A 13,045-nucleotide genomic window follows, 5' to 3' on the forward strand; every position below is an offset into this window, starting at 1 on the left:
TCGTCCAACGGATAGGCCACCTTCCCGGCCTGGCGCGGATCCGTCACATCCGCAAAATGATCAAGAAAAACAACCGCCTCGCCCAGAGCACCCGCTCGATCCATCGTTCGCCTCCATTAACCGAATCTGAGGCCTTCCATCGATTCAGAGCCTCATCTACATGTCACCCCCTTTTTCACCCGATTGCCCTGTCCTGGCGCGCGGCCTCAATTGCCAGACATCCGCCGGTATGGCAGAAGCGCCGGCATGGTATGCGGACCGATCCGCCGTCGGCCCGCGAATCGTGTTTTGGAGTTTCGACGATGTCCCGCCCCGCACAGTTCTCCCTCTCAACCCGCCTGCGCCGGCGGCTGCTGGCCGTGTCGGCCGGTCTGCTGACCGCGGCCGCGCTGGCCGTCATGCCCGGCAGCGCGACCGCGCAGCAGAACGGCGGGCAGGGCGAGATCGCCCCGCGCAACGACCAGCCGTTCGATGCGTGGCTGCAAAACCTGCGCGACCAGGCCCGCAACGCTGGGATCGGCGCGGCGACGCTGGACAGCGCGCTTCAGGGCGTCGCGCCGGTCAACCGGGTGATCGAGCTGGACCGCCGGCAGCCGGAATTCACCCGGACCTTCTGGAGCTACCTGGACAAGCGCGTCTCCGAAGGCCGCATCGAACGCGGGCGGGAGCTGCTCGCCAAGCACCGCGACCTGCTGGAGCGGATCGAGGCGGACTACGGCGTGCAGCCGCGCTTCCTGATCGCTTTCTGGGGGCTGGAGACCAACTTCGGCGACTACCTGGGCTCGTTCCAGGTGATCGACGCGCTGGCCACGCTCGCCTACGATCAGCGGCGGGGCGACTTCTTCCGCGCCCAACTGCTGGACGCGCTCCGGATCGTCGACCAGGGGCACATCACGGCCGCCAACATGAAAGGCTCCTGGGCGGGCGCGATGGGCCAACTGCAGTTCATCCCGTCGACCTTTGTCGGCCACGCGGTCGATCGCACCGGCGACGGGCAAAAGGACATCTGGGGCTCCCTGCCGGACGTCTTTGCCTCTGGCGCCAACTACCTGAGCGACCTGGGCTGGGAAGGCGACCAGCTGTGGGGCCGGGAGGTCGTGCTGCCGGACGGCTTCGACCTGTCGCAGGCCTCGCTGTCGGTGCGCAAGCCGCTCGATGCCTGGGCGGCGCTCGGCGTGCGCAAGGCGAACGGCCAGCCGCTGTCGACGCCCGAGGGGATGCAGGGCTCGGTCGTGCTGCCGCAGGGCCACGAAGGGCCGGCGTTCCTGGTCTACGAGAACTTCCGCCACATCCTGAGCTGGAACAGCTCGATCAACTACGCGATCGCGGTGGGGCACCTGGCCGACCGGATCGTCGGCCTGCCGGCGATCCAGCACGGCCGCGACGCCGACAACCGGCCGCTGTCGTTCAGCCAGGCCAAGCAGCTGCAGCGCCTGCTGAACCAGCTCGGTTTCGGCGCCGGGCCGGTCGACGGCGTGCCGGGCTCGCAAACGCGCGCGGCGATCCGCGACTTCCAGCAGGCGAACGGCCTGCCGGCGGACGGCTACCCATCGGTCGCCTTGCTGCAACGCCTGCAGCAAAAGGCCGGGCAGTAGGGCGTGCGCGCGAGGCTTGCCGGACAACGGAAAATTCACGTATTTTGCGCACGATCGCCCGTGAACGCATGGAGTCCGCCCCAGATGTTGCGGCCAATCCCGAAGATCCGGCGGCCCTTATGCCCGCACTGACGCCCCGACGCGCCGGGCTGGCGCTGGTCGCCGCCGCGCTGTTGCTCGGCGGCTGTGCGGAAACGCAACTGATCGCGCACACCGCCAAGCAGGCGCGCGAGGCCGTGACCGAAGACGCGGAGAGAGGGCGCGGCGGGACCTACAAGGTCGGCAATCCGTATCAGATCGCCGGCGTGTGGTATCATCCCAAGGCGAACTACGAGTACGTCGAGACCGGCATCGCCTCCTGGTACGGTCCGGGGTTCCACGGCGAGACGACGGCCAACGGCGAGACCTACGACCAGAATGACCTGACGGCCGCGCACCGCACCCTGCCGATGCCGAGCATCGTACGCGTGACCAACCTGGAGAACGGCAAGTCGATCAAGCTGCGGGTCAACGACCGCGGCCCGTTCGCCCGTGGCCGGATCATCGACGTCTCCGCCCGCGCGGCCGAGTTGCTGGAATTCAAGCAGCAGGGCACCGCCAAGGTCCGGGTCGAGATCGTCGAGGAGGAGAGCCGCCGGCTGGCGGGCGACAGCCTGAATCGGCCGGACACCGGCGAAGCTCCGCGGGCGGTCCCGACGGGCGCGGTCGAGACCGCCAGCCTGTCCGACGACACCGCGCCGTCGCGCCAGCAAAGCGACGCCCGGGCGGCCAGCGCCGCTTCAAACAGTGCCGCTTCGACCAGCGGCGCTTCGAACGGTGCGCGGACGCGCGACGACGCGGGCCAGCCCGAGCTGGACGGCGAGGTCGCGCAGCAGCCGGTGCAGGACACCAGCATCTTCGTGCAAGCCGGGGCCTTCACACAGTACGACAACGCCAACCGCCTGCGCGCCAAGCTGTCGCCGCTGGGCAACGCGCAGATCGAACGCGCCCGGGTCAACGACCGGCAGTTCTTCCGGGTACGCCTGGGACCGCTGCGGGATGTCGCGACGGCCGACAAGCTGTTGAATCGGGTTGTGAACCAGGGCTACACGCGGGCACAGGTGGTGGTAGACTGACACCTGGGCGGTGCCCGGTGGGCCGGCGGCGGCGCGTCGACGTGCGTGGCTCCGTGGCCACATTTTGGGCACGATCCCGAATTACCCCTGCATCGACCGGGCGCACCCGAGTCCGGACCAACCTCAACCCGCGCTTTGCGCACGACCGCGTTCCCTTCGACCAAGACGTGACACACGCCATGCGCCGTACCCTGATCCGCCTGTCCCTCGCGCTGCTCGCGGTTACCGCCGCGGCCGCGCCGTCCGCCGCGCTCGAGACCAAGGCGCGCGAAGCCGTCGTGATGGACTACAACACCGGCACCGTGCTGTTCGAAAAGAACGCCCGGGAGGCGATGCCGCCGGCGTCGATGACCAAGATCATGACGGCCTACGTGATCTTCGACCGGCTGAAGAACGGCGACCTGTCGATGGACGACAAGTTCGTCGTGTCCGAAAAGGCCTGGCGCAAGGGCGGGTCCAAGATGTTCGTCGAGGTCGGCAACGAGATCACGGTCGAGAACCTGCTGCAGGGCATGATCGTGCAGTCCGGCAACGACGCCTCGATCGTGCTCGCCGAAGGCATCGCCGGCAGCGAGGAGGCGTTCGCCGACATCATGAACGAGTACGCCGAGAGGCTGAACATGCCGGCGACCAACTTCGAGAACGCGACCGGCTGGCCGGACGCGGATCACCGCACCAGCGCGCTCGGTCTGGCGCGGCTGGCACGCGCGCTGATCACCGATTTTCCGAACTACTACGACCGCTTCTACTCGCAGCTCGAATTTACCTGGAACGACATCCGGCAGTACAACCGCAACCCGCTGCTGCGCCGGAACATGGGCGTCGACGGGTTGAAGACCGGGTACACCAGCAACGCCGGCTACGGCCTGACCGCCTCGGCGAAGCGCGACGGACGGCGGGTGATCACGGTGGTCAACGGTCTGGAGCGCCCCAGCGGCCGGGAGAACGAGAGCGCGCGGCTGATCGAGTGGGCGTTCCGCGAGTTCAAGAACGTCGAGCTGTTCGCCGAGGGCGAGACGGTTGAACAGGCCGAGGTTTGGCTGGGCAGCCAGCCGCGCGTGCCGCTCGTGACCGACCAGCGCCTGGTGATGACGCTGCCCTCCGACGCCACCGACAGCATGACCGTCACCGTCAGTTACCAGGCGCCGATTCCGGCGCCGATCCAGGCCGGGCAACAGCTCGCGACCCTGAAGATCGAGGCGCCCAACGTCGAAACCCGCACGATCCCGCTGACGGCCGGCGAAACGGTGCCTCAACTGGGGCCGTTCGGCCGGATCGTCTCGGGCGTCGAGTACCTCGTCTTCGGCGCGCCGTGAGCGCGCCGGCCGCCTGACGTTCCGTGGCGCACGGCCGGTTGATAACGCTGGAAGGCGGCGAGGGCACGGGCAAGAGCGTCCAGCGCGACCGGCTGGTCGACGCCCTGCGCAAGGCCGGCCTGGATGTGGTCGCCACGCGCGAGCCGGGCGGCAGCCCCTCGGCCGAGGCCGTGCGCGACCTGCTGCTCGCCCACGGCGGCGACTGGCGGCCGCTGTCGGAAGCGCTGATACACGCCGCCGCGCGCAGCCAGCACCTCGCCGAGACGGTGCGCCCGGCGCTGGCAACCGGCCGTTGGGTCGTTTCGGACCGGTTCAGCGATTCCACCCGCGCCTACCAGGGCTGGGGCCAGGGCGTGCCCCTGGAGACGCTGGACCAGCTGGAGCGCATGGTGGTCGCCGACGGCAAGCCCGACCTGACCCTGATGCTCGACGTCGCGCCTGAGGTTGGGCTGGCGCGGGCGCACGGACGCGGGCAGGCGGCGGACCGGTACGAAACCATGGACCTGGCGTTCCACCAGCGGCTGCGCGACGGCTACCGCGCGATCGCGGCCGCCGAGCCCGAACGCTGCGTCCTGATCGACGCCGGCGGCGATGTCGATAGCGTCGCCGCGGCCGTCCGCGCGGCGGTCCGCGACCGCCTTGGAGTGCCGATCTAGATGGCCGCGGGCAAGACCGAAACGGCCGAGCCGCCCGCCGTCCCGCATCCCCGGCAGACGTCCGATCTGTTGGGCCACGGCGACGGCGAGAAGGTGCTGCTGCGCGCCTGGTCGTCCGGGCGGCTGCCGCACGCCTGGCTGGTCACCGGCGCGCGCGGCATCGGCAAGGCGACGCTGGCCTACCGGTTCGGCAAGTTCGTGCTGTCCGGCGGCGGCGCGGGCGGCGGCCTGTTCGGCGACGGACCGGACAGCCTGGGCCTCGACCCGGACCACCCGGTGTCGCGGCAGGTGGCCGCCGGCAGCCACCCCGACATTTTCGCGCTGGAGCCGTTCATGCCGCGCGAGCAGCGCAGCCTGAAGCCGAGCGCGGAGATCCTTGTCGAGCACGTCCGGCGGGCGGTGCACTTCTGCTTCATGACGCCGTCCAGCTCCGATTGGCGGGTGATCGTCGTCGACCCGGCCGAGGAGATGAACGCCAACGCCGCCAACGCGCTGTTGAAGGTGCTGGAGGAGCCGCCCAGTCAGGCGGTCCTGCTGCTGGTCTCGCACGCGCCGGCCCGGCTGCTGCCGACCATCCGCAGCCGTTGCGCGCAGCTCTCGCTGGCCGCACTCGACGACGCCAGCATGGACACCCTGCTGGACCGCCATCTGCCCAAGGTCGCCGGCGACGATCGCGCCGCTTTGGCGCAGCTCGCAGAGGGCAGCGTCGGCCGCGCGCTCGACCTCCACCAAGCGGGCGGGCTGAAGCTGTATCGGGAGCTGGTCGATCTCCTGACCGGGCTGCCGCAGCTCGACACCGGCCGGCTGCACGCGTTCGCCGACAAGCTGGCGCAGGGGCAGGACCCGACTGCGTTCCGCCTCGGCGGGGAGCTGCTGGCCTGGTGGCTGGGCCGGCTGATCCGGGCCCAGGCGCGCGGCGAGACGCCCGGCGAGGTGGTCGCGGGCGAGGGCGCCGCGATGGCCCGGCTGGCCGCCCGGGCCGACCTTGAACAGTGGCTCGGCTTGTGGGAAAAGATCGCCGGCCTGTTCCAGCGGGCCGAGCGCGCCAATCTCGACCGCAAGCAGGTGGTGCTGACCGCCTTCCTGGACCTGCAGGCCGCCGCGTCCTGACCGCCGGACGCCGGCGTGCGCGCCCGCGTGGACCGGGATTGCGCTTGCTAGAGCAGAATCGTTGAAGGTCGAGTCGACCTTTATCGTGAATTTTGCTCTAACTGCTTGAAGAGAGAGCAAGATTCAGCTGAAAGGTGGCGTCACCTTTCAGCCGCGCGTCACCGCCCGCACGACCCGCGCGAGAGCCTGGAAGGACACACTGATGCCGGCCAACGGCAAAGACATTGCCAAAGCGCCCTTTTACATCACCACGCCGATCTATTACGTCAACGACAAGCCGCACATCGGCCATGTTTATACGACGCTGGCGTGCGACGTGCTGGCGCGCTTCATGCGGCTGGACGGGCGCCGGGTTAAGTTCCTGACCGGCACCGACGAACACGGCCAGAAGGTCGAGCAGTCGGCGCGCAAGAACGGCGTCGAGCCGCAGGCCTTCACCGACCGGATGTCGCAGAACTTCCGCGACCTGTCCGAGGCCTGGCAGTTCTCCAACGACGACTTCATCCGCACGACCGAGGACCGGCACGTCAAGGCGGCGCAGGCGCTGTGGCTGCGGCTGAAGGAGGCCGGCTACATCTACCTCGACACGTACGCCGGCTGGTACGCCGTGCGCGACGAGGCGTTCTACGCCGAAGACGAGCTGACCAAGACCGACGAAGGCCGGATGGTCGCCGCCTCCGGCGCGGAGTGCGAGTGGGTCGAGGAGCCGAGCTACTTCTTCAAGCTGTCCGCCTTCGAGGACAGGCTGCTCAAGTTCTACGACCAGAACCCCGACTTCATCGGGCCAGAGGGCCGGCGCAACGAAGTGATCTCGTTCGTCAAAGGCGGGCTGCGCGACCTGTCGATCTCGCGCACCACCTTTAAGTGGGGCATCCAGGTCCCGGACGACCCGGACCACATCATGTACGTCTGGCTGGACGCGCTGACCAATTACATCACCGCCGTCGGCTATCCCGATGAAACGGCCGAAGAATATCAGGCGTTCTGGCCGGCCGACCTGCACATGGTCGGCAAGGATATCCTGCGCTTCCACGCGGTCTACTGGCCGGCCTTCCTGATGGCCGCGGGGATCCAGCCGCCCAAGCGGATCTTCGCGCACGGTTGGTGGACCAACGAGGGGCAGAAGATCTCCAAGTCGCTCGGCAACGTGATCGATCCCTACGAGTTGATCGAAACCTACGGCCTGGACCAGACGCGCTATTTCCTGCTGCGGGAGGTGCCGTTCGGCAACGACGGCGACTTCTCGCACCGGGCGATGGTCAACCGGATGAACAACGACCTCGCCAACGACTTCGGCAACCTGGGCCAGCGCGTACTGTCGATGATCCACAAGAACTGCGGCGGCCGGATCCCCGAGCCCGCCGACCTGCGCCCGGCCGACGAAGCGATGCTGGCGGCGGCCGACAGCGCGCTGGTCCGGATGCGCAGCGAACTCGCCCTGCAGGCCTTTCACCGCGCGCTGGAAGCGCACTTCAGCGTGGTCGCGCAGGCCAACCGCTACGTCGACGAGCAGGCCCCCTGGGTGCTGCGCAAGACCGATACGGCGCGCTTCCAGACGGTGCTCTACGTGCTGGCGGAGGTGATCCGCAAGCTGGCGATCCTGGCGCAGCCGTTCATGCCGAACGGCCCGGATGCGCTGCTCGAGCAGATGGGCCAGCCGAACGACGCCCGCGACTTTGCCGCGCTGGAGACGCGTCTGGCGCCGGGGACCCAGATCGCCAAGCCGCAGGGCGTGTTCCCGCGCTACGTCGACGCCGAAGAGACCCCGGGGGCGTCCTGATGCTGGTGGATTCCCACTGCCACCTGGACATGATCGCCGACCATCAGGACCTGGACGAGGTGGTCGCCCGTGCGCGCCGCGCCGGCGTGCAGACGATGGTGACGATCTCCACCACGCTCTCCGGCTGGGACCGTGTGAAGGAGATCGCGGAGACCTACGACAACGTCTGGTGTTCGGTCGGGGTGCACCCGCACGAGGCCGGCCCGGAAGGCCAGAGCGCGCCGGACAAGCTGATCGAGCTGGCGCAACACCCGCGCGTCGTCGGCATCGGCGAAAGCGGCCTGGACTACCACTACGACAATTCCCCGCGCCAGGCGCAGGCGGAGAGCTTCCGCACCCACATCGTGGCCGCGCGCGAGACCGGCCTGCCGTTGATCGTCCACGCCCGCGAGGCGGACGAGGACACCGCGACGATCCTGCGCGAGGGCTACGACCAGGGGCCGTTCCCCTGCGTCATGCACTGCTTTTCCTCCGGCGTCGGCCTGGCGGAGGCGGCGCTCGACCTCGGCTTCTATATCTCGATGTCCGGGATCGCGACCTTCAAGAAGGCCGAGGAAATCCGCGAGGTCGCGCGCATGGTGCCCGAGCACAGGCTGCTGGTGGAAACCGACGCGCCGTACCTCGCGCCAACCCCGCGCCGCGGCAAGCCGAACGAGCCGTCCTACGTCTCCTACACGGCCGACAGCCTGTGCGAGACGTTGGGCCTGACGCGCGCCGAGCTGGAGCGGCGCACCACCGACAACTTCTTCCGGCTGTTCAGCCGCGCCGAACGCCCGGCGGACGCCGCATGAGGCCGCGCGCATCGGCGACAATCGGCGCGGCCGCGGGGCAGGGCGGTCTTGGGCGCTGAGACGGACATGCAGGTCACGGTGCTCGGCTGCGGCGGCTCCGGCGGAGTGCCGCTGGTGGGCGGCGTCTGGGGCGCGTGCGATGCCACGGATCCGCGCAACCGCCGGCGCCGGCCGTCGATCCTGGTGCGCACCGCGACGGCGACGATCCTGGTCGACACCTCGCCAGACCTGCGCGCGCAGTTGCTGGACGCGGGCGTGAGCGATCTCGATGCCGTTTTGTTCACGCATTCCCACGCCGACCACTGCCATGGGATCGACGATCTGCGGCCGCTGGTCTACGCCCGCGGCAAGCCGATCCCGGCGTACAGCGATCCGGCGACGATAGCGAACCTGACGGCGCGCTTCGACTACGCCTTCGCCTCGACCGCCTCGGCGAAGTCGGCCTATTCGGCGATGCTGCGCGATCACAGCATCCCGCTCGATACCCCGTTCGAGCTGTGCGGCCTGCAGGTCACGGCGTTCGAACAGAGCCACGGGCCGATCACCACGCTGGGCTACCGGATCGGCCCGATCGGCTATTCGCCCGACGCGGTGGAGATCGGGGAAGCGGGGTTTCAGGCGCTCGCCGGGATCGACGTCTGGATCGTCGACTGCCTGCGCCACGAACCGCACCCGAGCCACGCGCACTTCGAGCGGACGATGGCTTGGATCCGGCGCGTCGCGCCCAAGCGCGCGGTGCTGACCCACATGAACCATACGATGGACTACGCCGACGTCGCCGCGCGCTGCCCGGCGGGCGTGGAACCCGGGCGCGACGGCCTGACGATCGATCTGGCAGACCTCCGCCGGACGTAAGGCACCGCGCATAATGCGTTGACCATGCAGGAAAACGGCATGCTGCTCGACTTCGACACCATTCCCCGCAAGCGCACCCCCAATAGCGCTTTGGCGTTGCCGGCGCACAGCGCGCGCGACGATGCGGAACTTGAAAGCCCGGTGTTTTCGGCCGCGGTGGAACAGCTGCGCGACGCCGTGGTGTCGATCGCCGCGCGCGAGCCGCGCACGCATCTGCTGCATCTGGACCGGGAGGCGATGCAGGCGGAGTTCGAGCAGAGTTCCAAACTCTTCCGCTTTCCCGACACGATCACGGTCGCGTTCGAGCCTGTGGACGCGACCCACGCCACGCTGTCGATCTACAGCCGCGCCCGGTTCGGCTACTACGACTTCGGCGTGAACCGGAAGCGGGTCCAGCGGTGGCTGGACCTGCTGGCCGACAAGCTGGCTGGGAGCTAGGCGCCAGTGGGCGCGCCGCGGCCCATACCGGCTGTGATCGCCGTCGTCTGGCGGGCCGGCCGCGTTTTGCTGGTACGCCGGCATAATCCGCCGAACGCCGGGCGCTGGGGTTTTCCGGGCGGCAAGCTGGAGCTCGCGGAGCCGGTGCTGCGCGCCGCCGAACGCGAGCTCGGTGAGGAAACCGGGCTGACCGGCACGGCCGTGCGCGCGTTCGATGCGGTCGACGTGATCGCCGGCGGCGACCCGCCGGCGTGTCACTACCTCCTGGTCGCTGTGCTGGTGCGCGCGCCGGCCGGCGACCCGGTGGCGGCCGACGACGTCGACGAGGCGGCTTGGTGCGATCCGGACGCGCTGCCGGCGCCACGGGTGGCGGACCTGGCGCGCGTGATCGCGCGGTCGCGCGCCTTGCTGGACGGCGCATAACGTCGCAACCCTTACGTGCGGCCGCGGCCAACACGTTGATCCCGCGGCCCTTTGAGCGGCTTTTATTTTGCCATAATATGTATTATGCGCGGAACGGGCCAAGGTCTTCTGGTGTGCGCCGGCGGTCGCGCGCGTCCCCCGCCGTCCGCCGGCGCACGGCCAGCGGAACGCCGCGTCCGATCGCCGCGTCCGATACGAAGTCGTGTCGGATGGCCGAGCGGATCGACCGCGGGCTGGCCCCGGATTCAGCGTTCCGCCGTGACGGTCGGTTCGTGACGGACCGGGAAATTGACCGAGTTCTTGATGAAGCAGCGGCGGGCCGCTTCGGCGTGCAGGCGTTTCGCCCCGGCGATCTGGTCGGCCGCCGCGACGCGCACCTGCGGGCGCAGCGTGACCAGCGTGAACGCCCCGCCGCCAGTGCCGCTGGATTCCCGCATCTCACCCGCGGCGGAGTCGCGGTAGGCCGTGACCACCACGCCCGCGTCGGCGCACAGATGCAGGTACCAGAGCTTGTGGCAGGCCGAAAGCGCGGCGACCAGCAGCTCCTCGGGGTTCCAGTGGGCCGCGTCGCCCATAAACGCTGGGTCGGCGGAGCCGGTCAGCGCCGGCTTGCCCGGCGCCTCGAGCCGGTAGCTGCGGTCATAGGCCCGGTAGTGCGTCGTGCCCTGCCCCGCGTTACCGGTCCAGGTCACGGTCACGACGTAGCTGTGGTGGCGGCCGGTCATCGGCTTTTCCTTATCCGCGGTTGGGCTACGATATGTCTAGGTCCGGGAAGCTGTGGGCGCTGGATCGCGTGATCCGCAGCATGTGCCGGGCGCCGCGCTGCACCTCGTAGCCGACTTTGACGATCTCGCTGGCCGCGCCATGGTCGCTCAGCGCCGTTCGCATCGGCGCGAGGTACGCGGACGGCCGCGCCTCCAGATTGACCAGCGGAAACACGCGCACCTCGCGCGCCACCCGCAGCAACTCCCTGAGCGCGCGACGGTGAAACGTCCGGCTCAGCTGCGCTTCGTACAGGAACAGCAGGTGCGAACAGAGAGCCAGGTCGAAGGCGTCGTCGGCGAACGGCAGGCGCGCCAGCGCGCCCGCGACGTAGCGCCCGGCCCGTCCGCCGTCGGCGTAGTCCGCGAGGAAGCATTGCATGGCCGCCCAACGCCGGTCGGCCAGCGTGTCGATCGTCTCACCGGCGGCGAGCGCGAAGCGTTCCGGTTCGGCGTGCATGCGGCGCACGATATCGGGGAAAGTCGCTTCGATCCGCTGGCGCACCGCATCGACCGGCCATGCGTAAAGCGGATCGAGCGAGACCACGCGACCGCCCTCGCCCGTCCAACCGGCGTTGAACGCCGCGGGGCCGTCGCCGCAGCCGAGCAGCCGCCGCGTGCGATCGTCGGGCTGGAGCGCGAACATCGCCCGGTAGTCCGCGGCACTGCGTCCGAGCGGCACGATCTGATCGAGGTGCATGACGCCGGCTCCAAACCCTTGCCCGGTGTACTTGGCGTGGTCTACTTGGCGCGGTCTGCTTGGCGTGGTCTGCTTAACGTGGTCTGTTTGGCATGTTCGGCCCGGCGTGCGTCGCTGGAACCACCGCCAGCATACGGGTCTGCCCGCCAGACCGAGATGCGCCTGGTGCGCGGCGGCCTTGCGCGTGCTGCAACGCGCCCGCGCGTGCAGCCATGGCAGTTTGCATCGGCCACGGTCGTTCGCCCATGGTTCGTGCGTGGCGGTTCACCGCCCACGGAGTTGATGGACTACCCGGTTACCAGACCGCCGGGTTAACGGCCGCGAAGAGCCGGCTTTCGACAAACGCGTTAAACAGGGGGTTTACGCTTCGATGCTCAAGCAAGTTTTAAAAGATCGGTCCCGAACGGCGGCCCGCGCGGCGGCGCTCGCCATGACCGGCGCGCTGGCGCTCTCGGCCCTGCCGGGCCCCGCCCAAGCGCAAGGAGAGGTCCGCTGGAAGCTGCAGACGGCTTTCCCGACCAACCTGCCCGGCCTGGGCTCGCCGGCGCAGTACCTGAGCGAGCAACTCGACGCCGCGAGCGGCGGACGCGTGCAGATCCGGGTGTTCGCCCCCGGCAAGCTGGTACCGACGCTGGAGATCGCCGAGGCCGTCTCGAAAGCCAAGATCCAGGCCGGGTTCAGCGCCACCGCCTACGAGCAGGGCCAGGTGCCGGCCGCCTCGCTGTTCAACTCGCCGCCGTTCGGCCTCAAGCCGTGGGCGTTCATGGCTTGGTACTACGAAGGCGGCGGCCATAAGATGCTGCAGGAGCTGTTTCAGGACGAAGGCTACAACATCCACTTCGAGCTGTGCGGTATCACCGGGCCGGAGACCGCCGGCTGGTACAAGCAGCCGATCACCGACGTTTCCGACTATGACGGCATGAAGATCCGCTTCGCCGGCCTTGGCTCCGAGGTGATCAAGGAATATGGCGCGTCGGTCACGCTGATGGGCGGCAGCGAGACCTTCCAGGCCCTGCAGACCGGCCGGCTGGACGCCACCGAGTTTTCCATGCCGATGATCGACCAGCTGATCGGCTTCAACAAGGTCGCCAAGTACAACCTGTTCCCCGGCTGGCACGCACCGGCGAACGCGGTCTACCTGTTCGTCAACGGCGATAGCTGGGCGGAGACGTCCGATGCCAATAAGGCGCTGATCAAGAACGTCTGCCGCGCGGCCACGGCGACCTCGCTGGCGCAGAACGAGTACTCCAACGGTAAGGTCCTGGAAACCTACGCCGACAAGGGCGTGGAGGTGCAGCAAATCCCGCGCGAGACCCTGAAGAAGCTGCAGCAGACCACCGAGAAGGTGCTGCAGCGCGAGGCCGAGAAGGACGCGGACTTCAAGCGGATCTGGCAGAGCCAGAAAGAGTTCCAGCGCAGCCACCGGCTGTGGGAGAAGCGCGCCCACCTGCCGGCAGACTTCTACGACAGCGAGTGAGTGACTGCTGCAATTGCTGCTGCTTTGG

13 protein-coding genes are annotated in these 13,045 nt (G+C 68.8%); 11 read left to right on the top strand and 2 right to left on the bottom strand.

From position 1 onward, the window contains the following. Positions 1 to 302: 302 nt before the first annotated feature. From CKO28_RS08485 to CKO28_RS08530, 10 genes are all read left to right on the top strand, one after another. The gene (locus tag CKO28_RS08485; RefSeq protein WP_200340208.1) at positions 303 to 1,595 is read left to right on the top strand and encodes a lytic murein transglycosylase; all 1,293 of its coding nucleotides are present in this window, start codon (positions 303 to 305) and stop codon (positions 1,593 to 1,595) included. 119 nt (positions 1,596 to 1,714) lie between these two features. Beyond that, positions 1,715 to 2,710, top strand: coding sequence for a septal ring lytic transglycosylase RlpA family protein (locus CKO28_RS08490; RefSeq protein ID WP_200340209.1), 996 nt, complete (start codon positions 1,715 to 1,717; stop codon positions 2,708 to 2,710). A gap of 179 nt (positions 2,711 to 2,889) precedes the next feature. Continuing rightward, on the top strand, positions 2,890 to 4,026 hold the full coding sequence (locus CKO28_RS08495) for a D-alanyl-D-alanine carboxypeptidase family protein (RefSeq protein WP_200340210.1): 1,137 nt from the start codon (positions 2,890 to 2,892) through the stop codon (positions 4,024 to 4,026). Positions 4,027 to 4,064: 38 nt separating this feature from the next. After that, on the top strand, positions 4,065 to 4,682 hold the full coding sequence (gene tmk / locus CKO28_RS08500; protein ID WP_207168776.1) for a dTMP kinase: 618 nt from the start codon (positions 4,065 to 4,067) through the stop codon (positions 4,680 to 4,682). Further along, the gene (locus tag CKO28_RS08505; RefSeq protein WP_200340212.1) at positions 4,683 to 5,792 is read left to right on the top strand and encodes a DNA polymerase III subunit delta'; all 1,110 of its coding nucleotides are present in this window, start codon (positions 4,683 to 4,685) and stop codon (positions 5,790 to 5,792) included. A 202-nt stretch (positions 5,793 to 5,994) separates the two neighbouring features. After that, positions 5,995 to 7,572: a methionine--tRNA ligase gene (gene metG / locus CKO28_RS08510; RefSeq protein WP_200340213.1), complete on the top strand. Its 1,578-nt coding sequence runs from the start codon at positions 5,995 to 5,997 to the stop codon at positions 7,570 to 7,572. After that, positions 7,572 to 8,363 carry a TatD family hydrolase gene (locus tag CKO28_RS08515; RefSeq protein ID WP_200340214.1) on the top strand — a complete coding sequence of 264 codons (792 nt, stop codon included), beginning with the start codon at positions 7,572 to 7,574 and terminating at the stop codon, positions 8,361 to 8,363. Before metG ends, CKO28_RS08515 begins: the two co-directional genes overlap by 1 nt. A 48-nt stretch (positions 8,364 to 8,411) precedes the next feature. Further along, positions 8,412 to 9,218, top strand: coding sequence for an MBL fold metallo-hydrolase (locus tag CKO28_RS08520; protein ID WP_242480436.1), 807 nt, complete (start codon positions 8,412 to 8,414; stop codon positions 9,216 to 9,218). 39 nt (positions 9,219 to 9,257) lie between these two features. Next, positions 9,258 to 9,656, top strand: coding sequence for a DUF1499 domain-containing protein (locus CKO28_RS08525; protein ID WP_207168777.1), 399 nt, complete (start codon positions 9,258 to 9,260; stop codon positions 9,654 to 9,656). 6 nt (positions 9,657 to 9,662) lie between these two features. Beyond that, on the top strand, positions 9,663 to 10,079 hold the full coding sequence (locus CKO28_RS08530; protein WP_200340216.1) for an NUDIX domain-containing protein: 417 nt from the start codon (positions 9,663 to 9,665) through the stop codon (positions 10,077 to 10,079). A gap of 245 nt (positions 10,080 to 10,324) precedes the next feature. On the opposite strand, the gene CKO28_RS08535 is transcribed toward CKO28_RS08530, so the two are convergent. Together CKO28_RS08535 and CKO28_RS08540 are read right to left on the bottom strand one after the other, a co-directional pair. Further along, positions 10,325 to 10,804: an OsmC family protein gene (locus tag CKO28_RS08535; RefSeq protein ID WP_200340217.1), complete on the bottom strand. Its 480-nt coding sequence runs from the start codon at positions 10,802 to 10,804 to the stop codon at positions 10,325 to 10,327. A 25-nt stretch (positions 10,805 to 10,829) separates the two neighbouring features. Further along, positions 10,830 to 11,540: a methyltransferase domain-containing protein gene (locus CKO28_RS08540; protein WP_200340218.1), complete on the bottom strand. Its 711-nt coding sequence runs from the start codon at positions 11,538 to 11,540 to the stop codon at positions 10,830 to 10,832. Between the two features lie 430 nt (positions 11,541 to 11,970). Between CKO28_RS08540 and CKO28_RS08545 the strand changes: the two genes are divergently transcribed. After that, complete coding sequence (locus CKO28_RS08545) at positions 11,971 to 13,017, top strand: TRAP transporter substrate-binding protein (RefSeq protein WP_200340219.1); 1,047 nt, start codon at positions 11,971 to 11,973, stop codon at positions 13,015 to 13,017. The last annotated feature ends 28 nt before the right edge of the window (positions 13,018 to 13,045 follow it).

This window comes from Rhodovibrio sodomensis, from assembly GCF_016583645.1.
In the GTDB taxonomy this organism is placed as follows: Bacteria; Pseudomonadota; Alphaproteobacteria; order Kiloniellales; family Rhodovibrionaceae; genus Rhodovibrio; species Rhodovibrio sodomensis.

Coding starts and splice junctions, on each gene's coding strand:
- CKO28_RS08515 (WP_200340214.1), top strand. CDS start 7,572: ATGCTGGTGGATTCCCACTGCCACCTGGACATGATCGCCGACCATCAG.
- CKO28_RS08545 (WP_200340219.1), top strand. CDS start 11,971: ATGACCGGCGCGCTGGCGCTCTCGGCCCTGCCGGGCCCCGCCCAAGCG.
- CKO28_RS08505 (WP_200340212.1), top strand. CDS start 4,683: ATGGCCGCGGGCAAGACCGAAACGGCCGAGCCGCCCGCCGTCCCGCAT.
- CKO28_RS08490 (WP_200340209.1), top strand. CDS start 1,715: ATGCCCGCACTGACGCCCCGACGCGCCGGGCTGGCGCTGGTCGCCGCC.
- metG (WP_200340213.1), top strand. CDS start 5,995: ATGCCGGCCAACGGCAAAGACATTGCCAAAGCGCCCTTTTACATCACC.
- CKO28_RS08540 (WP_200340218.1), bottom strand. CDS start 11,540: ATGCACCTCGATCAGATCGTGCCGCTCGGACGCAGTGCCGCGGACTAC.
- CKO28_RS08535 (WP_200340217.1), bottom strand. CDS start 10,804: ATGACCGGCCGCCACCACAGCTACGTCGTGACCGTGACCTGGACCGGT.
- CKO28_RS08485 (WP_200340208.1), top strand. CDS start 303: ATGTCCCGCCCCGCACAGTTCTCCCTCTCAACCCGCCTGCGCCGGCGG.
- CKO28_RS08495 (WP_200340210.1), top strand. CDS start 2,890: ATGCGCCGTACCCTGATCCGCCTGTCCCTCGCGCTGCTCGCGGTTACC.
- CKO28_RS08525 (WP_207168777.1), top strand. CDS start 9,258: ATGCTGCTCGACTTCGACACCATTCCCCGCAAGCGCACCCCCAATAGC.